20 protein-coding genes are annotated in these 21,531 nt (G+C 53.9%); 10 read left to right on the forward strand and 10 right to left on the reverse strand.

Annotated features, from left to right (window positions below; translation table 11 throughout):
- Positions 1–590 precede the first annotated feature (590 nt).
- The 3 genes from phoA to ACT3RR_RS03455 form a co-directional block, all read right to left on the reverse strand.
- Complete coding sequence (gene phoA, locus ACT3RR_RS03445) at positions 591–2,009, reverse strand: alkaline phosphatase (protein ID WP_496199742.1); 1,419 nt, start codon at positions 2,007–2,009, stop codon at positions 591–593.
- Between the two features lie 169 nt (positions 2,010–2,178).
- Entirely contained in the window at positions 2,179–3,099 is a 921-nt protein-coding gene (locus ACT3RR_RS03450; RefSeq protein ID WP_353501713.1) for a L,D-transpeptidase family protein, read from the reverse strand.
- Between the two features lie 268 nt (positions 3,100–3,367).
- Positions 3,368–4,930 (reverse strand): DHA2 family efflux MFS transporter permease subunit, encoded by a 1,563-nt coding sequence (locus tag ACT3RR_RS03455; protein ID WP_496199743.1) that lies wholly within the window; start codon positions 4,928–4,930, stop codon positions 3,368–3,370.
- A gap of 80 nt (positions 4,931–5,010) precedes the next feature.
- Here ACT3RR_RS03455 and ACT3RR_RS03460 point away from each other — a divergent pair, with 80 nt between their 5' ends.
- Together ACT3RR_RS03460 and ACT3RR_RS03465 are read left to right on the forward strand one after the other, a co-directional pair.
- On the forward strand, positions 5,011–6,126 hold the full coding sequence (locus tag ACT3RR_RS03460) for an HlyD family secretion protein (RefSeq protein ID WP_496199744.1): 1,116 nt from the start codon (positions 5,011–5,013) through the stop codon (positions 6,124–6,126).
- A gap of 62 nt (positions 6,127–6,188) precedes the next feature.
- Complete coding sequence (locus tag ACT3RR_RS03465; RefSeq protein WP_496199745.1) at positions 6,189–6,779, forward strand: TetR/AcrR family transcriptional regulator; 591 nt, start codon at positions 6,189–6,191, stop codon at positions 6,777–6,779.
- Between the two features lie 101 nt (positions 6,780–6,880).
- Here ACT3RR_RS03465 and ACT3RR_RS03470 read toward each other — a convergent pair whose 3' ends face one another.
- Entirely contained in the window at positions 6,881–9,076 is a 2,196-nt protein-coding gene (locus ACT3RR_RS03470) for a TonB-dependent siderophore receptor (RefSeq protein ID WP_496199746.1), read from the reverse strand.
- 295 nt (positions 9,077–9,371) lie between these two features.
- Here ACT3RR_RS03470 and ACT3RR_RS03475 point away from each other — a divergent pair, with 295 nt between their 5' ends.
- The 3 genes from ACT3RR_RS03475 (at position 9,372) to ACT3RR_RS03485 (ending at position 10,974) form a co-directional block, all read left to right on the forward strand.
- A complete protein-coding gene (locus ACT3RR_RS03475) occupies positions 9,372–10,028 on the forward strand; it encodes an O-methyltransferase (protein ID WP_353501718.1) in 657 nt (218 codons plus the stop codon).
- 110 nt (positions 10,029–10,138) lie between these two features.
- The gene (locus ACT3RR_RS03480) at positions 10,139–10,426 is read left to right on the forward strand and encodes a Bor family protein (protein ID WP_034789579.1); all 288 of its coding nucleotides are present in this window, start codon (positions 10,139–10,141) and stop codon (positions 10,424–10,426) included.
- Between the two features lie 260 nt (positions 10,427–10,686).
- Positions 10,687–10,974 carry a Bor family protein gene (locus ACT3RR_RS03485; protein ID WP_185688001.1) on the forward strand — a complete coding sequence of 96 codons (288 nt, stop codon included), beginning with the start codon at positions 10,687–10,689 and terminating at the stop codon, positions 10,972–10,974.
- A gap of 64 nt (positions 10,975–11,038) precedes the next feature.
- On the opposite strand, the gene ACT3RR_RS03490 is transcribed toward ACT3RR_RS03485, so the two are convergent.
- A complete protein-coding gene (locus ACT3RR_RS03490) occupies positions 11,039–11,560 on the reverse strand; it encodes a chromate transporter (protein ID WP_353501719.1) in 522 nt (173 codons plus the stop codon).
- Positions 11,557–12,135, reverse strand: a complete 579-nt coding sequence (locus ACT3RR_RS03495; RefSeq protein WP_353501720.1) for a chromate transporter — start codon at positions 12,133–12,135, stop codon at positions 11,557–11,559. The genes ACT3RR_RS03490 and ACT3RR_RS03495 overlap by 4 nt, the downstream gene beginning before the upstream one ends.
- 112 nt (positions 12,136–12,247) lie before the next feature.
- On the opposite strand from ACT3RR_RS03495, the gene ACT3RR_RS03500 reads away from it, so the two are divergent.
- Positions 12,248–13,165, forward strand: coding sequence for a LysR family transcriptional regulator (locus tag ACT3RR_RS03500; protein ID WP_496199747.1), 918 nt, complete (start codon positions 12,248–12,250; stop codon positions 13,163–13,165).
- On the opposite strand, the gene ACT3RR_RS03505 is transcribed toward ACT3RR_RS03500, so the two are convergent.
- Complete coding sequence (locus tag ACT3RR_RS03505; protein ID WP_034789596.1) at positions 13,162–13,515, reverse strand: ArsR/SmtB family transcription factor; 354 nt, start codon at positions 13,513–13,515, stop codon at positions 13,162–13,164. The two genes, ACT3RR_RS03500 and ACT3RR_RS03505, sit on opposite strands and share 4 nt — an antisense overlap.
- A 221-nt stretch (positions 13,516–13,736) precedes the next feature.
- Here ACT3RR_RS03505 and fusA point away from each other — a divergent pair, with 221 nt between their 5' ends.
- The 3 genes from fusA to ACT3RR_RS03520 all read left to right on the forward strand — a co-directional run bounded on the left by fusA (position 13,737) and on the right by ACT3RR_RS03520 (position 16,556).
- Positions 13,737–15,839: an elongation factor G gene (fusA, locus tag ACT3RR_RS03510; RefSeq protein ID WP_496199748.1), complete on the forward strand. Its 2,103-nt coding sequence runs from the start codon at positions 13,737–13,739 to the stop codon at positions 15,837–15,839.
- Between the two features lie 97 nt (positions 15,840–15,936).
- Positions 15,937–16,245, forward strand: coding sequence for a type II toxin-antitoxin system CcdA family antitoxin (locus ACT3RR_RS03515; RefSeq protein WP_485903215.1), 309 nt, complete (start codon positions 15,937–15,939; stop codon positions 16,243–16,245).
- Complete coding sequence (locus tag ACT3RR_RS03520; RefSeq protein WP_353501724.1) at positions 16,245–16,556, forward strand: CcdB family protein; 312 nt, start codon at positions 16,245–16,247, stop codon at positions 16,554–16,556. The genes ACT3RR_RS03515 and ACT3RR_RS03520 overlap by 1 nt, the downstream gene beginning before the upstream one ends.
- Before the next feature lie 60 nt (positions 16,557–16,616).
- On the opposite strand, the gene ACT3RR_RS03525 is transcribed toward ACT3RR_RS03520, so the two are convergent.
- The 3 genes from ACT3RR_RS03525 to ampC all read right to left on the reverse strand — a co-directional run bounded on the left by ACT3RR_RS03525 (position 16,617) and on the right by ampC (position 20,465).
- Positions 16,617–17,624 carry an alpha/beta hydrolase gene (locus ACT3RR_RS03525; protein ID WP_353501725.1) on the reverse strand — a complete coding sequence of 336 codons (1,008 nt, stop codon included), beginning with the start codon at positions 17,622–17,624 and terminating at the stop codon, positions 16,617–16,619.
- A 567-nt stretch (positions 17,625–18,191) separates the two neighbouring features.
- Complete coding sequence (locus tag ACT3RR_RS03530; protein ID WP_496199749.1) at positions 18,192–19,157, reverse strand: N-acetylglucosamine-6-phosphate deacetylase; 966 nt, start codon at positions 19,155–19,157, stop codon at positions 18,192–18,194.
- A gap of 168 nt (positions 19,158–19,325) precedes the next feature.
- Positions 19,326–20,465, reverse strand: coding sequence for a class C beta-lactamase (gene ampC, locus ACT3RR_RS03535; protein ID WP_353501727.1), 1,140 nt, complete (start codon positions 20,463–20,465; stop codon positions 19,326–19,328).
- A 138-nt stretch (positions 20,466–20,603) separates the two neighbouring features.
- Here ampC and ACT3RR_RS03540 point away from each other — a divergent pair, with 138 nt between their 5' ends.
- Positions 20,604–21,473: a LysR family transcriptional regulator gene (locus ACT3RR_RS03540; RefSeq protein ID WP_353503944.1), complete on the forward strand. Its 870-nt coding sequence runs from the start codon at positions 20,604–20,606 to the stop codon at positions 21,471–21,473.
- Positions 21,474–21,531 lie beyond the last annotated feature (58 nt).

The following is a 21,531-nucleotide window of genomic DNA, read 5'->3' on the forward strand; positions in this document are numbered from 1 at the left end:
GTGGGATGGTTTTACTGTTAATATGCTAATTAATAAAAATAGTATCTAGAAAAAATGAAACTGCATAGATAAAATATATTATAGATTTAGTGAATGCTAGTATCATGACGGCATGGTTTTTAGTATGACTTCAATATTACTTTGCTTTTAGGTAGTGATGAATTTTAGCAGAAAAGGTAAGAATATTCTCGCATTGAAGAGTTGCACGATGCATTAATTATTTTAATAAATAAATTAACTTCGTCAGGAAGCGAATGTTAACGACTAAGGGACTATGATGAAAATGACTTCTTAATTTAAAATGAGGGTATTGGCAGCGGAGACGAAAGGGGCTGGAGGGGATCTTAAAAACGTCAATTGGGATTGTTATGCAGAGAAATGCAGGCAGATGACCGGAACGTAAAGTATCCCGTTAACGGCTGCTTATATGCAGATTGGGGACAAAATCACCCCGGGGGATGCTAACGCTATCGCTAATTTCACCATTACTTACGAGTGATTCAGGTTGAAAAAAAAGGCCGGAAAGTCTGCACTTTCCGGCCTTTTGCTTATTGATTAAATGACTGATTTACATCTTGCGGCATGATGACTTATTTAATCGCCATGGCCTCTTTCATGGTGAAGAACAGGTCAGTTTGATCCGTCAGTCCCACCACGTTGGCCGCAAACGGGCCGTAGGCCGCGACGCGCAGCTGAGTGCCGGTATGGCCTTGCGAATCCTCTTCCGAGTTGCCGTAGCTGATGGTCATTGGCGCACCGTCTTTGGTGGTCAGGGTCTGCGTCAGCCCCGGCGCTTTGGCATCTTTCTCCACAATCTGGCTGGAGTGCGCGTGGTCGGCGGTCACAATAACCAGCGTATTGCCGTCTTTACGAGCAAATTCCAGCGCTTTCTGCACGGCTTCGTCCAAATCAACGGTTTCGCCAAACTGGCCGCACGGGTTTGCCGCGTGGTCTTGTTTATCGATGGACGCCCCTTCAACTTGCAGGAAGAAGCCTTTCTCCTGCGTTTTCAGCAGATCGATGGCTTTCTCGGTCATTGCGGCAAGCGTTGGAATGTCGCTGGTGCGCTGTGGATTGGCTTCGCAGGTGACGGCCGGCTTGTCGATATTGCCGTGATAGCTGGCTTTCGGACCATTCCAGCGCACGGGCATATTGCCCGGCGAGAACAGGCCTAGCAGCGGTTTTTGCTGGTCGGCGAGGGTGATTTTTGTCAGTTCATCGGCGTTTTCCACCCACTGATAGCCCTGTGCGGTCGCCTGATCCTTCAGGGATTTCCCCGCGAAATCACCGCTTTTGGCTAACTGATTGAATGACTTCGCGCCGCCGCCCAGGGTGACGTCAGCTCGTGCTTTGATCAGCTGCTCGGTGATTGAACCTTTGCCGCCGTTTTCCAGCGCATTGGTCGGGCATTTCTCACTGGTTTCTTCCGGGCCGTAGCACTTACGGGAGGTGACGTGGGAGATTTGCGCGGCAGGGGTCGCATCTTGCAATTCTGCAGTGGAAACGTTACCCGTCGCTTTACCCGCGGCTTTCGCCAGTTCCAGAATGGTGACGTGGTCTTTGCCGTTGACATCCACACCCAGCGCGCCGTTATAGGTCTTCACGCCGCTAGACCATGCCGTGGCAGAGGCCGCGGAGTCCGTCACATAGTCGGGTTTGTGGCTCTTCTTATCCAAAGAGTAGTGAGTGTATTGGCCCGTTAACGGCAGGGCATCGATGCCTTTGAAGTAGCCGCCCGCGCCTTCGGCATAGTTACGCGCCGAGGTGATTTCTGAGTCGCCCATGCCATCGCCAATCAGCAGGATGACGTTTTTTACCGTCTTATTGGTCAATGACGCTTTCAGGGCTTCGGTCTGATCGCCGGTCAAACGGCGCGCGCCGCCTTGTTCGGTGATGTCGCCTTTGGCGGCGCGGGAGGTCAGGGCGTCATCAGCGATGGCGGTGCTGGCAGAGGTAAGCAGCAGGGCGGTAACCACAGAACGAGCAACAAAAGAGAGAGGCAGGTGCATAACAAAACTCCGTGTAATGAAGACTAGAAAACAAGAGATACAGTTTGTCTTACTTTGTTACATGGGAGCATAAGTCAGCGGCGTGACGCTTTTATGACATGAAGGATTTTTAGCGAGGAAAATAAAAAAGCCCCTCGAAAGGGGCTTCAGGCAGGTCTACATGAGAGACTTAGTTAACCTGAGTCGGCATACCGGAGCGCAGTTCGATAGCTCGTTGTACGATGTTCTGGTTAACGCTTGGGTCCATGGCTACGGCGCCCACTTTGCCCGTCAGAGAAACAGGCAGTGGCTCTTGCGAGTCAAACTCTTCCTGGTTAGCAGACAGCGGGTTGTGGATCTCAATGTAACGCTTACCGTTTGGTTCAACAGTGGCTTTCAACGGCTCATTGATGAACTGAACGCGAGTGTCCTGCGGCACATTGTCGAACAGCCATTTGATGTCAGCATCGCGCAGACGAACACAGCCGTGGCTCACGCGCAGGCCGATACCAAAGTTGGCATTAGTCCCGTGAATCGCATACAGGCGGCCAACGTACAGCGCGTACAGACCCATTGGGTTGTCCGGGCCAGCAGGGAATACCGCTGGCAGATATTCACCGCGAGACGCGTACTCTTCGTGCATTTTCGCCGTTGGTGTCCAGGTTGGACCGGCTTTCTTACGCTGGATGGTGGTTGTCCAGTTCAGGGGGGTATCTTTGCCTAATTCACCGATACCGATTGGCAATACCACCACGGTGTTGCTGCCCTTCGGATAGTAGTAAAGACGCATTTCAGCACTGTTTACTACGATACCTTCATGCGGGGTATCTGGCAGGATCAGCTGCTGTGGAATAGTCAACACGGTGCCCGGCGTTGGCAGGAACGGGTCCACGCCTGGGTTGGCTTCGAGCATGTTGCTCAGGCCCATTTGATACTGTGCGGCAAAACTCTCAAGAGGTAATTTGCTGTTTTCTGGAACGGTAACGGTGATGTTTTCCCCGACTAACCGCCCGCCATTGGCAGGAAGAGGGTACACCACGGCCGAAGCTGACTGGCTGTACGCAGCAACTGCCAAAACCATAGTAAGGATAGCGCGAATGCTCATTTTCATATTTGTCGTTGGTTCTTAATGCCACACAGGCAGTTGTTGTCGAAGTGTTCCCCCGGTGTTAACAGAAACTACCGGATGACTATTGTAGGTACACACTTGACCTGAACGAGAATCTTTATGTGTAACCAATCACATTTCTGGGCCGCCAATTATAAGGATTTATTTCAAACAGGCCAAAGCTTTTACAGGATGTCGGAAAAGTTCCCTAAACAATCGCATTTTTTGGAAGTAGGATCACAGACGTTTTACATTTCATGACACTAAACCGTTATTTCCGACAAAACGGCACCATCAATAAAGCCGCCAAAAACATCCACGCCATCAGCATAAAGACATCATTGAAAGCCAGCGTGAAGGCTTCATTGGCGACCTTGATGCCAAACAGGTTTTTCGCCATCAGCAAGGCATGAGCCGAATCCGGCGTCAGTTGCCCAATGCGCGTCGCCAGGCCGCCGATCACCGTCTGCGCCTCTTGCCCGTAACGGCCTAATACGTCGCCAAAGTGCGCGGTGTGTTCGCGAGTCCAGTCCTGCAACCAGGTGTTCACCGTGGCGATACCAATAGCGCCGCCAAGATTGCGCATCAGATTGAATAAGCCCGATGCGTAGCGCAGTTCCGGCCCTTGAAAGGCGGTAAGCGCCATGTTTACGCTCGGCACAATGCACAGCATGATAAACAGCCCACGGACGATTTGCGGCCATAAGAACTGATCCGCGCCCCACTCGGGCGTGACTTGCGAGGTCAGCCACATGCTGGTTGAAAAGCCAATCAGCCCGGCGGTGATCAGTATGCGGCGGTCTACTTTACCAATCAGTCTGGCGGCCATAATGGTGCTGAAAAACTGGCCGATCCCGACCACAAATACCGTCGTGCCGATCTGTAAGCTGTTGAAATCACGAATGCGTCCAAGAAAAACCGGCGTCAGGTAGGTCGAGGCGTATAACCCAAAACCAATCACCAGATTAAATACGCAGGCAAAGGTAAAGGTCGGGTCGCGGAAGGGCGTCAGGCGCACAATCGGGTTTTTCGAATAGAAAGAACGCTCCAAAAACAGCACAAACGCCACCAGTGAAAACCAGGCTGAGATCTGAATGTCCGGGTCGCTAAACCAGTTCTGGCGCGGCCCCTCTTCCAGCACGTACTCCAGACAGCCCAGCGCAATTGCCATTGAGAACAGATGCACCCAGTCGATGCGTTTGAGCATCGGGAAATCGGCTTGGTCGACATGAATGAACATCACCGCGCCAATGGCCACCAGCACCCCCGGCACAATATTGATGAAGAATATCCAGCGCCAGTCGAGCCATTCGGTGACTACGCCGCCGACGGTCGGGCCGAGCGTCGGGGCCAGCACGCTGACCATGCCCAAAATCGCCGGGATCAGCGCCTGCTGCTTGCCTTTGAACAGCGCAAAGCCGGTAGAGAACACCGTCGGCACCATCGCCCCCCCGGTAAAGCCTTGCAGCGCGCGGAAGAAGATCATCGACTCGATATTCCACGCCAGCCCGCAGCCAATGCTGCTGAGGGTAAACAGCGCCGCCGAGGCGCTAAAGAGCCAGCGAGTGGAGAGCGCCTGAGTCAAAAAGGCCGAGAAGGGGATCATCACCAATTCTGCAATCAGATAAGAGGTCTGCACCCAGCTGATTTCATCCGGGCCGGCGGAGAGTCCGGCCTGCACGTCATTGAGCGAGGCGGCGACGATCTGAATGTCGATCAGAGCCAAAAACATGCCGAAAGCCATGACGCTGAAGATTAAAAATTTGCGCGCAGTGGGCAGGTCGCTGGGGGCGATCGCCGGGGCGGCAGAAGAGGGAGCGGTCGCTTCTGACATATCAAACACCTTTTTGAACTTGTTTATATGATGCGCATCATATTAATATGATCACCATCATGCAATGAGTGAGAAGAAAAATGAGTGAAGCAACAGTTAACGGGGCGTCGGACATTCAGGGGAAAGAGAAATCGCGCCGTTCGCCGCGCATTTGGGTGGTGAGCGGTATTGCGCTGGCGGTGGCATTGGGCGGTGCTGCGTGGCTACTGGCCGCGCCGTCGTCAGAATCAACCGACGACGCTTACGTCAGTGCTGACGCCACCACCGTCGCGCCGAGGGTCAAAGGCTTTATCTCCAACGTGCTGGTGAAACATAACCAGTGGGTGAAGGCGGGGCAGCCGCTGGTGGTGATCGACAGTGAAGAGTTCAACGCGCGCGTCGCGGCGGCGGAGGGTGACGTGGCCGATGCCAGGGCGCAGGTTGAGGCCCAACAGGCCGCGCTGGTCAGCCAGCAGGCGCAGGAGCAGCTGGCGCAAACGCAAATTCAGGCCGCGCGCACCGCCATCCGTTCTTCCCTCGCCGAGCAGCAACACGCTCAAGACGAGCAGCGGCGTTATCAGTCGCTGGTCAACAGCGGCGCGACTTCACGCAATGACGCCGAACGCTTCAAAACCACCGCCGTGACCGCCGAGCAGAATGCCGCCCATGCCAGCGCGATGCTGGACGTGGCGCAGAATCAGGCGCAGGTGACTCATGCCCAGCGTGCTGAGATCCTGGCATCGCTGGCACTGGCGCAGGCCGCGTTGCAGAAGGCGCAGGCGGCATTAGATTTAGCCCAGCAGGATCAGCGCCATACCACCATCACGGCGGCGATTGACGGCGTGGTCGGCAACCGACAGGTGCAAATTGGTGACTACGTGACGCCGGGACAGCGCCTGATGACGCTGGTGCCGCTCAATGATCTGTACGTGGTGGCGAACTTTAAAGAGACGCAAACCGCGCATATTCAGCCGGGGCAGAAAGTATCCGTTAGCGTCGATGCGCTGCCCGATGTGAAATTACACGGCGTGGTGGACAGTCTGGCGCCGGGGTCGGGTTCCACCTTCGCGCTGTTGCCATTTGAGCCGGGCACGGGGAACTTCACCAAAATCGTTCAGCGCGTGCCGGTGCGCATTCATCTCGATAGTGATCAGCAGGGGCTGGCTGCGCTGCGACCGGGCTTGTCCGTTGATGCCAAGGTTAGTCTGCATGAGTGAATGTCACGGCGCGCTGCGGTAGACTAGCGGGGCGAGAGGTCTCACCAATCAGGGAGTTAATCATGCGTTACGAAAGTGAACATAAGGCGAAAATTCGCGAGCAGATCCTCAATGAGGCGGCTAAGGCAATTCGCATTAATGGTCCGGAAAAGGTCAGCGTAGCCGGAGTAATGAGCCAGGCTGGGTTAACCCATGGCGGATTTTATGCTCACTTCGCTTCGAAAGAGGCTCTGATTGAGGCCGCCATCGGCCAAATGTTTGACCAAAGCATGGCGCGCTGGGATAGAGACAACCAAGATCTGGCCCCGCGCGAACAGTTGGCGGGATATATCGACTTCTACCTATCGCCGTGGCATCGGGACAACCCGTCGCAGGGCTGCCCGGTGGCGGTACTGCTGACCGAAGCCCCGCGCATGACGCCGCCGTGCCGCACCGCCTTCTCCCAAGGTATCGGCAGGCTGCGTGGCATGGTAGTCGGTCAGTTGCGAGATATTGGCGTGGAGGAGTCTGAAGCGGCGGCAGTGGCGCTGAGCGCCGAACTGATGGGCACGCTGTCATTGGCGCGCTGTGAGCCGGACATTGCCAAGTCGGATGCCCTCTTAGCCGCTGCCAAAAAACGCATCATGGCCCGGCTGTCGCTTATTAATCACTGATCCGGCCTGATTCGTAGTAATAAAAAAGCCCTGAACATTCAGGGCTTTGTTTTTTTGTACTCAAGGGCAATGTGTGAAGGTTTTCCCTTTTAAGTCAGCAATTAGAAGTCGTAACCCACGGTAGCGACCACGGTGCGCTCCTGACCCCAATAGCAGTAGCTGGTGCCGTAACAGGCCGCGACATATTTCTTGTCGAACAGGTTGTTAGCATTCAACTGCACGTACGCGCCTTTCAGCTGCGGGTTGAACTGCGCCAGGTTCATACGAACGGAAGCATCAACCAGCGTGGCAGACGGCATGTGCACGGTGTTTTCGTTATCCGCCCACTGAGTGCCGATGTAACGCACGCCCGCGCCCAGATCAACACCGACCGGCGTATTGTACTGGCCCCAGATAGAAGCCATCTGTTTTGGCGTCACGTAAGGGGTGTTGCCGTCGTTAGTGGTTGAATCGTCAAAGCGCACTTTGTTGTAGGTGTAACCTGCCATCACGTTAAAGCGATCGGTAACTTGCTTCTTCGCTTCCAGCTCAAGGCCCTGTGAACGGATTTTACCCGCTGGCTCATAGTAGCTGCCGACCACCACGCGGTTGCCCACGTCGTCCTGCGTCAGATCATAAATCGCCGCGGTATACATGTCGGAAGTGCCGACCGGCTGGTACTTGATACCGGCTTCGTATTGCTCACTCTGCATCGGTTTCAGCAGGGTGTTGTTTGGACCCGGCAGAGCAGAAGGGGTCATCGCCTGACTGTAGCTGACGTATGGAGAGATGCCATTTTCAAACGCGTAAAGCAGGGAAGCGCGGCTGTTGAAGTGGCTGTCAGTACGCTCAGTGGTCACGTCGGTCAGGCCGATGGTGTCCACGGCGGCCGTTTTAGTTTTCAGACGGTCATAGCGGCCGGACAGGGTCAGGTGCCACTGGTTCCACGCCATATCATCCTGAATGTAAGTGCCATTCTGCTCATAACGGTTTTTGCCGGTTTTATCACTGTAGAACGCCAGATTTGGACCACCGGTGTAGCCGGTGTACGGGTTCAATTGGCTGGCCGTTGCGCCCAGAGATTTCAGGTCATTCATAAAGTAGGAGTAGTCGAAACCAACTACCACTTTATGTTCCAGCTCGCCGGTCGCGAAGTCCGCTTCCAACTGGTTATCCACGGCCACGCTGTCCAGGGAGGAGGTTTCGCCACTGTAATAGCGATTCATCAAGGTGCGATCGGCATTCCAGCCAGCCTGATAAACCTGATCCAACTCGGTGTTGGAGTGGGTGTAGCTGGTGTTTTGGCGGAAAGACCATACGTCGTTAAACGCGTGGCGGAATTCGTAGCTGTAAATCTGCTCCCAGCGTTTGAACTGGTTCAGCGAAGATTCGCCGTCGAAGAAGCCACGGCTCAGGCGATCGCCGTACAGGCTGCCGTCGGCTGGCACGGCGGCGTGATAGCCACCGGACGGATCTTTTTGCAGATAAGCGCGCAGTAACAGGGAGGTGTTTTCATCCGGTTGCCACATCAGCTGTGGAGAGATCGCATAACGCTCTTCACGCTGGTGGTCGTACTGAGTGTCGCTGCTGCGGGTCATACCAGTCAGGCGAAAAGCCCACTGATCATTAATGGCGTTGGTGTAATCGAACGCGCCGCCCTTGGTGTTTTGCGTGCCGCCGGACAGGCGGAAGTGGCCCTCTTCAGTAAATTGCGGGCGCTTGGAGGTTTCCATCACGATGCCGCCCGGAATGCTCTGACCGTAGAGAGCAGAAGATGGCCCTTTCAGCACGTCGATGCGCTCGAGGAACCAAGGGTCAACCTGAATGGAGTTGTAGCTGCCGCCGTCGCTCAGAATACGCAGGCCGTCGAGGAAGGTGTTGTTGACGTCACCGCCGTGGAAACCGCGCAGAGAAATGGTGTCGTAACGCGTTGCGCCACCGGCGAAGTTGGTGAACACGCCCGGCGTATAGTTCAGCGCGGCGTTAACGGTGGTGGCGTTCTGGTCGTCCATCTGCTGACGAGTCACTACTGACACAGCCTGACCGGTGGTGATGATCGGCTGATCGGTTTTGGTTGCTGTACGACTGGTTTTCGCGTTGTAACCCTGAGTCGGGGTATCGGCAGTTTGTGGCGGAGCTGCGGTCACGACAACGGTGTCTTCAGCGAACGAGGCAGCAGGTAGCGTCAGCGCCACGGCGCACAATAGCACCGAGCGTTTTAGAGGGAAGCCAACAACATATTCAAAGTCCCTATAGATATCGAGATGAAATATCGAGTTATAAAAAGTGTGTGTAAAAAAAGCCCATGACGGTGTCATCTGAGCTTAAAAGCCGGGCATTCGCGGGGAGTTATTCCCACAACAAAAACACCCGCTCAAAGTGGGTGTTTATTCATAACTTACGTGAATGCTAAACTTAATGATAATTGTTATCATTATTGTTTTTCAATTTCAAGGGAACTTTTAATAAAAATTTAAAATGAGGTTATTTTTTATCCTCATATTTATCATGGAATTGGCCGCATTTTGTTCGGTTACGGCTTAAGTCAATATTGCTTGTTAATAAAATGTTAAGTAAATTTTTGGCAATGATTCAACATGTGCGGAGAAGCTAATGAGTGAAAAATGGCAGCAAGTTGATAGCTATATCGTGGATAAATTGGTGGACAGTGACGATACGCTGAACGCGATTTTGCAAAATAATGCGCGAGCCGGGCTGCCCGCACACGACGTGGCACCTAATCAGGGGAAACTTCTGGCGCTGTTTGCCCAAATGGTCGGAGCAAAACGCATTCTGGAGATCGGCACATTGGGCGCATATAGCACGGTGTGGCTGGCCCGCGCTTTGCCGGAGGGCGGGGAGGTGGTGACGCTGGAGGCCGACCAACACCATGCACAGGTGGCGCGGCAAAATATAGAACTGGCGGGTTTGCAATCGCGCATCAAACTGCACCAAGGCCCGGCGCTGGACACTTTACCGAGGCTAATTGATTCAGGCCCGTTCGATATGATTTTCATCGACGCCGACAAACCGAATAATCCTCATTACCTGCAATGGGCGCTCAAGCTCTCACGGCCCGGTACATTGATCATCGGTGACAACGTGGTGCGCGACGGCGAAGTGGTTAATCCCGCCAGCGACGACGATCGCGTGCAGGGCGTTAGAAGCTTCTTCGACCTGATTGCCGAAGAGCCGCGCTTGAGTGCCACCGCGCTGCAAACCGTCGGCAGTAAAGGCTGGGATGGCTTCTTGCTGGCCCGTGTTTTGTAATAAATTAAGTAATTACTCACCTATCCCTAAACCTTTGCCCTAAATTTCCGATAAGAATTCAGTTCTTGGTCGTTCTATTTTAATTTTTAGGGTTAATAAGGGATTTTTTGATGAAAAAAGTATTACTTACCGCTGCTTTTGCCGTGCTGCTGTCTGGTTGTGCTCAACAGACTTTCAACCTGGGTCAGGGCGTGGCCACTAAGCCGAAAGAAGTGACCACGCATCACTTCTTCGTTAGCGGTATTGGTCAGCATAAAATGGTTGATGCGGCGAAAGTCTGTGGCGGCGCAGATAAAGTTTCTCGCGTAGAAGTTCAGGAAACTTTCCCTAACGTTCTGCTGAGCATCGTGACCTTTGGTATCTACACCCCACGTGAAGCGCGCGTTTATTGCGCATAATAGGAAATTTTTCCTCGCTAAACGGGCGCATCAGGCGCCCGTTTTCACATCTGAACTCAGGCGGAAAAAGGCTTAGAAGCAGTAAGTTTAAAAGCTACATAACTCATTCACGATCCCTACAGGCAAAAGCCGGAACTTCATATTTTCACCAGAGTCTTATTGGCAAGTTTCACATGGATGAAACTGAAGGTCAGTTAAGGGCTGGGAAGGGCAATTTTGCCCTCCTGCAACAATGTTGGAATTTTTAAGGGATTAATGAAATGAAAAAAGTTTTACTTACCGCGTTTTTTGCCGTGCTGCTAACCGGTTGTGCTCAGCAGACTTTTAATATGGATCAGGGCATCTCTTCTGAGCCTAAAAAAGAGGTCACGCACCACTTCTTCCTGAACGGTATCGGCCAGACTAAGACCATTGATGCGGCGAAAGTCTGCGGCGGTGCGGATAAAGTCGTGCGTGTTGAAGTTCAGGAAACCTTCCCTGATGTGGTCTTGCGCGTGCTGACGTTTGGCATTTACGCGCCGCGTGATGCTCGCGTCTTCTGCTCTTAATGAGTCGACGTTAGAAATAAAAACGGGCGCTCATCGGCGCCCGTTTCTTGTTTTAAACTGTGGCTTAACCTAGCGCCAGTCCCAGCACCGCGCCCACCGCCAGCACCCACAGCGGATGAAAACGCTTGCTCACCGCCAGCAGCGTGCAGATAGCAATTACCGCCGCCATGCTCAGATTAGGCGCGGTTGCTTTGGCAATCAACAAGCCGCTGGAGACCACCAAGCCGACGGTCACCGGCACCAGTCCGCGCTGAACGATTTTCCGCCATGGCCGGTCTTTGTAGCGCTTCCAGCCTCCCATTACGATAAGCGTAATGATGGAAGAGGGCCCGAACTTCGCCAGAGACGACACCAGCAGCCCCGCCCAGCCAGCCACCTGCCAGCCAACCAGCGGCACTATCATCATATTCGGGCCGGGGGCCGCCTGCGCCAAGGCGAACAGGGCGCTGAACTCCTGAGCACTCATCCAATGATGCACTTGCACCACTTCGCGCTGCATCTCCGGCAGAATGGTATTACCGCCGCCGAAAGCCAAAACGGAAAGCTGGGTAAAGAGTAAAGCGAGAGAAATCAGCACCGCGCTCATGCTTTGCTCCTTGCACAGATGAAAATACTAATGGGTGCCAGTACCAGCATTACCGGGAGCATCGGCATTCGCAATCCGGCTATCGCAATAACGCCAATCGCCACCAGCGCTAGCTGTAACCATTTGCCCCACAGCGGCGCCAGCATCTTGATGCCGGTGGAGAGCAACAGGCCACCCGCCGCGGCCGCCAGCCCGGCAAACAGATGCTCGATCACCACGTCGTTTTGATAACGGGCATACACCAATCCGAGCAGCACCACGCACATGGTTGGCGCCAGAATCAGCCCCATCAGGGCCGACAGCGCGCCGCGCAGCCCACGAAACTCCATCCCCAGCGCCACGGATAAATTAATAATATTGCCGCCTGGCAGAAATTGGCACAGCCCTAACAATTCGGTGAATTGCTCAGCGCTCAGCCAACGGCGCTTCTCGACCAGCATGTGTCTCGCCATTGGCAGCACGCCGCCAAATCCGGTCAGCCCGAGAATGAAAAAGCCCATAAACAGTTGTCGACAGTCGGGTGAGTGCAGGTCGCTTTCATGGTGAGAACGAGTCTCTATAGAGTGTTGAGTCATAATGGCAATTCCCTGAACAGCGTGCTTTACGCTCTGGTTTTTTTGCCATAATGCGCGGCGGCGTGCCATGATGTCTAATGCATTTAATGACCACAAAGGATACCTAAAAGGTATGTCAAAATTGGATCTGCGAAAACTCCGCGCGTTTGTTACCGTGGTTGAAGAAGGCAGTATTTCCCGCGCAGCCGAGCGTCTTTTTATTCAGCAGCCGCCGTTAAGTCGCTTATTGCAGGGGCTGGAGCAGGATTTTGGCGTTCCACTGCTGGTTCGCCAGCCGCGCGGCGTGGTGGCGACCGATGCCGGAAGCGTGCTGCTGCAAGAGGCGCGGGCGCTGCTTTCACGCGCCGACCAGCTGGAAGCGGCGATGCAGCGCGCGGCGCAGGGCAAGCAGGGAAGTATCACCGTCGGCTTTACCAGCTCTTCCGCGCTGCACTCTTTTGTGCCGGAAGTGCTGCGCCGCTATCGGGAAATTTACCCTACGGTGAGCACCCAGTTGGAGGAAGCGGGAAGCACCGAGCTATTGCAGGGCGTGCTGGCGCAGCGCATTGACCTCGCGTTCGTCAGGATGCCGGTTCACGGTATGCCCGAGTTGAAGGTGGAGCGCGTGTTGCAGGAGCCGATGCTGGTGGCGCTCCCGGCGGGGCATCGGCTGGCAACGCTGCCGCGCGACGAGCCGATTTCACTCAAGCTCTTGGCGAACGAGCCTTTTGTACTTTACCGACGCCCGGCGGGACAGGGGCTGTATGACGCCATTTTAGCAGCCTGTTTCCGTGCCGGGTTTAGCCCGCAAATAGTGCAGGAGGCACCGCGTCTGACCTCATGCCTGAGCCTGGTGGGCGCTGGGCTTGGCGTGTCTATCGTGCCGGAGTCAATCACCCGGCTGGGTGGTGAGGGGATGGTGTTTCTGCCGCTGGTGCCGCAGGCGCAGCTCAGCGCGCCACTCTATTTGGCTCGCCGCGAAGACAGCGACGCCTCGGCGATTATCAATACGTTCTGTGAGTTGCTGCGCACTCAGCTGATTGATAATTAAAGATGTTCTTCGGAGATATGGCGCACCGTGGCTTCCAGCGTGCTGGAGTCGGATTCAATGGCGCTCAGCAGGGAGTCGAGTAAACCGGGGAAGCGGGCGTCGAGATCTTCGCGACGCAAAGATAACAAGTTGGCGCGGCCGTCCGGGCGCTGCCAGATAACGCCGCTGTCGCGCAGCACGCGCCAGTGGTGGGTTAGGGTCGATTTCGACAAGCCCTGCAACAGGGTTCCGCAAGGGTGTTCGCCGCCTTTGGCTAGCGTGCGTACAACGGCTAAACGCAGCGGATTGCCCAGTGCTGTCAGTACATTCTCTAAGCGAATCTGCTCGCGCTCGGGGTGGTTCGCTATCATTGGAATGATCCTCTTTCTTTCACGCCGATATGCGTGGGACGCGCAATATAGCTCATACAGCTACACTCTTTAAAGCACACATCACAACGATTTCACTAATAGAATAAATTTATTGTACGAATATACTCGTACAGTTGTATTATACCTCTCGTTAAATGAAATGACGCAAAACTGCACTAGGCAGTGCGTCAACTTTGCCATCCATCACGTAAGGACGTTATATGGCTCGCCAAACCCCCATTGAGCGCTACCGCAATATTGGTATCTCAGCACACATCGACGCCGGTAAAACCACCACCACCGAGCGCATCCTGTTTTACACCGGCATGAATCATAAGCTGGGTGAAGTGCATGATGGCGGTGCGACGACGGACTGGATGGCGCAAGAACAAGAACGCGGGATCACCATCACTTCTGCGGCAGTGACCTGTTTCTGGCAGGGGATGGATCACTCGTTTGAATCGCACCGCATTAATATCATCGACACCCCAGGGCACGTCGATTTCACCATTGAAGTTGAGCGCTCAATGCGCGTGCTCGACGGCGCGGTGATGGTCTATGACTCGGTCGGCGGCGTGCAGCCACAGTCGGAAACCGTATGGCGTCAGGCCAACAAATATAAAGTGCCGCGCCTGGCGTTCGTGAACAAAATGGACCGCCCTGGCGCTAACTTCTTCCGCGTTCGCCAGATGATGGTTGACCGGCTGAAGGCCAATCCGGTGCCGATTGTCATCCCGATTGGCAGCGAAGAGAACTTCGTCGGCGTGGTCGATTTACGCAAAATGCGCGCCATCCTGTGGGATGACGAAACGCAGGGCATGACCTTCCGCTATGAGCCGATCCCCGCCGAGTTGCAGGCTTTGGCCGAAGAGTGGCGTGAAAAAATGGTTTCTGCGGCGGCCGAGGCCAATGATGCGTTGATGGATAAGTACCTTGAAGAAGGGGACCTGTCCGAAGACGAAATCACCCAAGGTCTGCGTATTCGCACTATTGCCGGTGAAATTCAGCCAATGCTGTGCGGCAGCGCCTTTAAGAACAAAGGCGTGCAGCGCATGCTCGACGCAGTGATCGAACTGATGCCTTCTCCGCTGGACATCCCGCCGGTCGCGGGTACTGACGAGAAGGATCAGGAAGTGTTCCGCCATTCTGACGACAACGAAAAGTTCTCGGCGCTGGCGTTCAAACTGATGACCGACCCCTATGTGGGGCAATTGACCTTCGTGCGCGTCTATTCCGGCGTGCTGAAGAAAGGCGATAGCGTCTACAACCCGGTGCGCGGCAAGAAAGAGCGAATCGGCCGTATTGTGCAGATGCATGCTAACGATCGTATTGAGATTGATGAGATCCGCGCGGGTGATATTGCGGCCTGCGTCGGCCTGAAAGATGTGACCACCGGGGAAACCCTGTGCGACCCATCTGACATTATCACTCTGATGCGCATGGAGTTCCCTGAGCCGGTGATTTCACAGGCCATCGAGCCGAAAACCAAGGCCGATCAGGAGAAAATGGGCATTGCGCTGTCACGGTTGGCGTCGGAGGACCCGTCGTTCCGTATTCGCACTGACGAAGAGTCCGGGCAGACGATCATTTCCGGCATGGGCGAGTTACATCTGGAGATCATCGTTGACCGTATGAAACGCGAGTTTGGCGTCGAAGCCAATATCGGTAAGCCGCAGGTGACTTATCGTGAAACCGTGCGTAAAACGGTGACTGACGTTGACGGCAAATTTGTGCGCCAGTCCGGCGGTAAAGGCCAGTACGGCCACGTGGTATTCACCCTCGAGCCGCAGGAAGCGGGCAAAGGTTTTGCCTTTGTTGATGCCACCAAAGGTGGGGTGGTGCCGCGTGAATTTATTCCGGCGGTGGAAAAAGGCGTAGTAGAAGCGCTGAACAACGGCATTTTGGCGGGATACCCGGTGGTTGATGTCAAAGTGACCCTGACCTTCGGTTCCTCCCACGAGGTGGATTCTTCGGAAATGGCCTTCAAGATGGCGGCTATCTTTGGTTTCAAAGAGGCGGCGCGTCAGGCCAGCCCGGTGATCCTCGAACCGATGATGCGCGTTGAAGTGGAAACGCCGGAAGACTACGCCGGTAGCGTGATGGGCGATTTGTCTTCTCGTCGCGGTACGGTGCAGGGTATGGAAGAGATTGCGGGCGGCGGCGGTAAAATTATTAAAGCCGAAGTGCCGCTCTCCGAGATGTTTGGTTACTCGACTACGCTGCGATCTATGTCGCAAGGCCGTGCAACTTACACCATGGAGTTCAACCATTACGCCGAGGCACCGCGCAACGTCGCAGAAAGTATCATCGCCGCGCGTGGCTAATCAGTAGGAATGGAGTAAAACGAAACGGCCTGAAAGGGCCGTTTTTTATTGGGCGCAGGAAATAGGACTCAGAACACCGCGAAATAAGGAGGTTAAGATGTATTGGCATGAGCGCCTGAAGTGTGTAAGTATTGTGCGCATTGTTGATGCGTACAAGGAGTGTGTAATGCCAGTTAATTCGTCCACGGCGAAGCGAAGAACCAACGTCACGTTAAACGCTGAGCTGCTGGAGCAAGCCAAAGCGTTGGGCATTAATTTATCCGCGACTTTTGATAAAGCGTTGAAAGAAGCCGTCAGGGAACAGCAGAGGAAACAGTTCATGGAAGACAATCAGCAAGCCATCGATTCATGCAATGCCTTCACCGAAGAGGCCGGGTTATTTTCACAAGGAAGGGGCGTGTTGTAATGGCGCAATTCGATATTTATGAAAACCTTGGCGCGGGAAAGAGCAAGTATCCCTTCTTTATGGATATCCAAAATCCGCTATTTGAACGGCTCAACGAGCGCGTGGTTATCCCTTTAACCTCAATTAACAACCTCAAGGCTATCAAGCAATTACATCCTTCCATCGAGGTTTCGGGCCAGTATTACCTCATCATGACCAATCTACTGACCAGTATTCGCTTGCAGGAGTTACGGCATCAGCCGGTGATGAATGCGAGCAGTGCGAGAGATGAGGTGGTGGCTGCCATGGATCTACTGGTGTTGGGGATTTAGCTGCCATAGCGCGAAGGGATTTCCCTCCCCGAGTCAGGGGAGGGGAAGATGCGGCACAGCTTATTTCAAGCTTTCACTCAGGAAGGTCGTCGCCTCGCTGATGGCCGCGCGGGTTGCTGGCGTTTGTGACAGCGCGTTAAGCAGCACGAAGTCGTGGATGGTTCCGGCGTAGCGGGTTGCGGTGACGCGTACTCCGGCCTGAGTCAGTTTGCGGGCGTAGGCTTCGCCTTCATCACGCAGCACGTCATTTTCGTCAGTGATCACCATTGCCTGCGGTAGGCCTTTCAGCTGTTCAATCGTGGCATTCAGCGGCGAATGGTAGATATCTTCGCGTTTAGCGACATTAGGTTCGTATTGGTCCCAGAACCACTTCATGCCATCGCGGGTTAACCACGGCCCTTGGGCGAATTCGTGGTAAGAGCCGTTATCGAAATTGGCTGAGGTCACCGGGTAGAACAGCAGCTGGGACTTAATCGCCGGCGTTTTGCGCTCTTTTGCCAGCAGCGTGACCACGGCCGCCATATTGCCACCGACGCTATCCCCGGCCACGGCCAGCCGCGAGGCATCGACGTTGAACTCATCGGCGTGGTCGGCAATATATTTCGTCACTGCGTAATCTTCTTCAATCGCGACCGGATAGTGGTTTTCCGGCGAGCGGCTGTAATCCACGAACACTAGCGTGGCTTTGCTGCCTACTGCCAATTCGCGAACCAGACGGTCATGGGTATTTTGGTCGCCCATTACCCAACCTGCGCCGTGGAAATAGACAATCACCGGCAGTTTCTGGCTAAAGCCCTGTGGGCGAATAACACGGATATTGGTTTTTCCTTTCGGGCCAATGGGTAGCACTTTGTCTTCGATGTCTATATTCAGCAGATGGTCGGGCTTGGCCTGCGCGCCTTCAAGCACTTTGCGGGCATTGGCCGGTGTCATTTTATAAATCGGGGTAGAACCGGCCAGGGAGTCGAGAAAAGCCTGAGTGGTTGGTTCAAGGACCGGCGCGGCGAAGGCGCTGGCAGATAACATGGATAACGCTAAGGTGCTGGCGGCAGTGATTTTACGTTTCATTATTTTTCTCTCTGATGTTGTGAACGCTATGTTGTGGTGATGGGAAGTTTTATATCTCGCAATTAAATAGTGCACAAGTTAATTGTTCTTGCTTAAGTAGCGCGATAGTTAAATTTTTATTGAAACCTGTGGTTTAACTCTTAAAAATCAATGGGATAACACTTTGTGCTTTTTTTGTAGCAACAATAGCTTTCAGCTGTGGGAGAAAAGTTAGGTGAGTGTGGTGATGAAGCGAGCTATTTAACTGAAAATTAATAAAAATTCGGGGTAATGCATACCAAAGGTAATGTCCTGTAAAGAGCAAAACCAACTTAGCGGAAGACGTGCTAAGCTCCTGCAACATTTTGAAATATCACGCTCAGGATAGACAGGGAATGGACGTGTTTTTGGCTTATATTATTGAAAACCCTTCGCGGGTTTTGGTGTCCATAGCGTCAATTGGCATGGTAATTTTCGCCGCGCTATTACGCGGTGCCCATGCCGTGTTTGCCAGCTTATTGGCGATATTCGGCTCATTTTTGGCGATGTTGTTATAGCGGGTCCGGCAAGGGGCGTGCGGGAAACAGCCTATCGCACTTCCACCAATTTCCCTTCAATGACCACCTGCTGGACCTTCAGCTGTTTGTCCAATATCACGTAGTCAGCCCAGGCTCCCGGCTCGATTCTCCCGCGGTCGTGCAGGCCGAGAAAATCTGCCGGGTAGCCAGACAGGCGAGTAGAAGCCTCTTCCAGCGGTAACCCTAAACTCACCAGATTACGCAGAGCCTGATCCATGGTCAGCGTACTGGCCGCCAGAGTGCCATCTTTCAGCCGTGCTGCACTGGCGCTGGCGGTTTTATAAATGCAGTGTGAACCCAACTTATACACACCTTCTGGCATTCCTACGGCGGAGCAGGAATCCGTGACGCCGTACAGTTTGGGAATATTACGCCGCGCCGCCAAAATTGCCCCTGAATGTACATGCTCCAGATCCGGGATAATTTCCGCAAACTCGCTGTGTGCCAGCGCCGCCGCCAGTGCGCCGGGCGATCGATGATCCAGCCCGCTCATGGCATTATATAAATGCGCGAAACCGCTGGCACCGGCCCGGATGGCGGCACTACTTTGGTGATAACTGGCAAGCGTATGGCCTTGCTGAACGCGAATGCCGTGCGCCACCAGTATCGGGATCATTGCCATATTCTCAGGGATTTCAGCAGCGAGGGTGATAACCCGGACCTTGGTGATTGACAGCAAACGCTCGATTTCCAACAGGCTTGCAGGCCTTGCTTCATCCGGTTGTGCGCCTAACTTGCCTGAATTGATAAACGGCCCTTCAAGATGAACACCCAGCACGCGAGCGGCGTTTTGCGGTCTGGGTGAACTTACATAATGCTCAATATCTTTTAATGCGGATTCCAGCGCCAGTGAGGTAGCGGTCATGGTGGTTGCAAGAAGACTAGTGGTGCCGAAGCGGGCATGGGTTTTAGCCACAACGTCCAGCGCATCACCACCTTGCATGATGTCTTTGCCGCCGCCGCCGTGAATGTGCATTCAGAAGATGTTGATAAAGATAAAAAAAGAGGCTAATGCATATTCAACGCCTTCAGATGCTATTCGGTTTTCCAAGCGAATGCCGGGGAAGCGCCACCCTTAATCGGCAAGGGGCCAACTAAAGAATATCTTATGAGCGCGGCACTTACCGCGCTCTCTCAGTCCAGCTTATTTTTCCAGTGTTTGAATGATGTTGTAAGTCGCGTTGACCCGGTCATCATTCGGGAACCATTTGTTTGCCAGCATCACGACGGCAATTTTGCGCGACGGGATAAACACCGCATAGGTGGAGAACCCGCCGGTGGAGCCGGTTTTGTTATACCAGTTCTCAGGCGTGCCCGGTTTTGGCGGCGTGATGGCGGTGGCTGGCATACCCTCCATAATCATCCCCGCTGCATTGCCGGTCACCAGTTGCTTGAGTTCTGGCGGGTAGGCGTAGCTTTCCCACATCATATCTTGGGTGAATTCGCTCGCTTTGAAATAGCCGGTATGGGTATCGTTAATGGCTTTCTGCCATGAGTCGTCGATTTTCTTCACTTGCATATTGGCATCAAGGAAGCGAATTAAATCCAGCGAGTTGGATTTCAAGCCATAAGACTCGGCATCCAGCGGGCCGGGATTCACCCGAACCGGCTTATCAGCCTTGTTATAACCTTGCGCATAGTCGTGCATCTGATCTTCTGGCACGTTGACATAAGTACGGGTCATGCCCACGGCTGGGAGCAGTTGCTTCTCCATCGCGTCGCTGAATTTCATATTCAGGCTTTGCGCGGTGATCATCCCCAGCATGCCGATACCCAAGTTGGAATAAACCCGATAAGTGCCAATCGCATGCTTTGGCTGCCAGTTTTTGTAGTAAGTCATCAACTGGGTGTTATTGGTCACGTCGTCCGGTACGAATAGCGGCAGACCGGAGGTGTGGGTTGCCAGATTCAGCAGACTGACATGGTCGAAGGCAGAACCTTTCAGCGACGGCAGGTATTTACTGGCCGGATCGTTGAAGTCTATTTTGCCCTGATTATTGGCATAGGCCGCCAGCGTCGCGGTAAAGGTTTTGCTCAGCGAGCCAATTTCAAACAGCGTGGTGTTAGTAATTGGGGCCTTGGTCTGTTTCGAGGCCACGCCGTAGTTGTAGAATGTGTGCTTGCCGTTTTCAGAGACGGCGATGGTCATGCCCGGCACATGGTATTTCTGCATCAAGGGCTGGATTATTTTATCGATCTCGGCTTTGTCGGTGGCCGCGCTGACGGATGCACTTAATAGCGTCAGTGGGAACAGAGCCAGAACTAACATCTGGTTTTTTTTCATGGTGAATTCTCAGGTATTGAAAAAATAAATGGATTTAGATGAATCGTTTGACGTCGCGAATAAGTTTTATCCATTCGCCATCTTCTCACAAGCGACAAGAATTTCAGGGAGCCTAAAGGAAAACTTATGCCACACGCCATGCGCAATCGACTACCATTAAACGCCTTACGAGCCTTCGAGTCTTCTGCCCGTCATTTAAGTTTCACCCGCGCCGGGTTGGAACTGTGCGTGACACAGGCCGCCATCAGCCAGCAGGTCAGAAGTCTCGAGGAGCAGCTGGGTATCGTGCTGTTCCGCCGTCTGCCACGGGGATTAGATTTGACTGAGGAAGGTCAGGCGCTGTTTCCCGTTCTCAGTGACGCCTTTGAGCGCATCAGCGCGGTGCTGCATCAGTTTGAGGACGGCCATTTTCACGAGGTGCTCACCGTGGCGGTGGTCGGCACCTTTGCCGTAGGCTGGCTAATGCCCCGGCTGGCCTCATTCCGCGAAGCTCATCCGTTTATCGATCTGCGCATTCTGACCAACAATAACGTCGTGAATCTGGCCTCTGACGGCATGGATTTAGCCATCCGTTTCGGCAATGGCCAGTGGCCGATGACGCAAAATCTTAAGTTGCTGGACGCGCCTCTGACCGTGCTCTGTACCCCTGAGATTGCCCGCCAATTGCAGACGCCAGAGGACCTGAAACGCCATCCGCTGATGCGCACTTATCGCAAAGATGAGTGGGATCAGTGGCTCAGCGCCGCGCAAATCACGCCGTGGCGCATTGGTGGCCCGGTGTTTGACTCCTCGCGGCTGATGGTGGAAAGCGCCATTCACTGCGGCGGCGCGGTGCTGGTACCAGCCAACATGTTTAGCCGCGAAGTGCAGAGCGGCCAGCTGGTGCAGCCATTCCCGATAGAAGTAGATCTTGGCAGTTATTGGTTGACCCAGCTTAAATCGCGCGCCAAAACCCCGGCGATTAAAAGCTTTGAGAACTGGCTGATACAGCAGGTGGCGGCGGGCTAAGCCACGATTAGCCACTCACAACGCACCTGAGATCTCAGTATGCTGGGTCATCATCGCC

It is taken from the genome of Ewingella sp. AOP8-B2-18 (assembly GCF_052376015.1).
Lineage (GTDB): Bacteria > Pseudomonadota > Gammaproteobacteria > Enterobacterales > Enterobacteriaceae > Ewingella > Ewingella allii.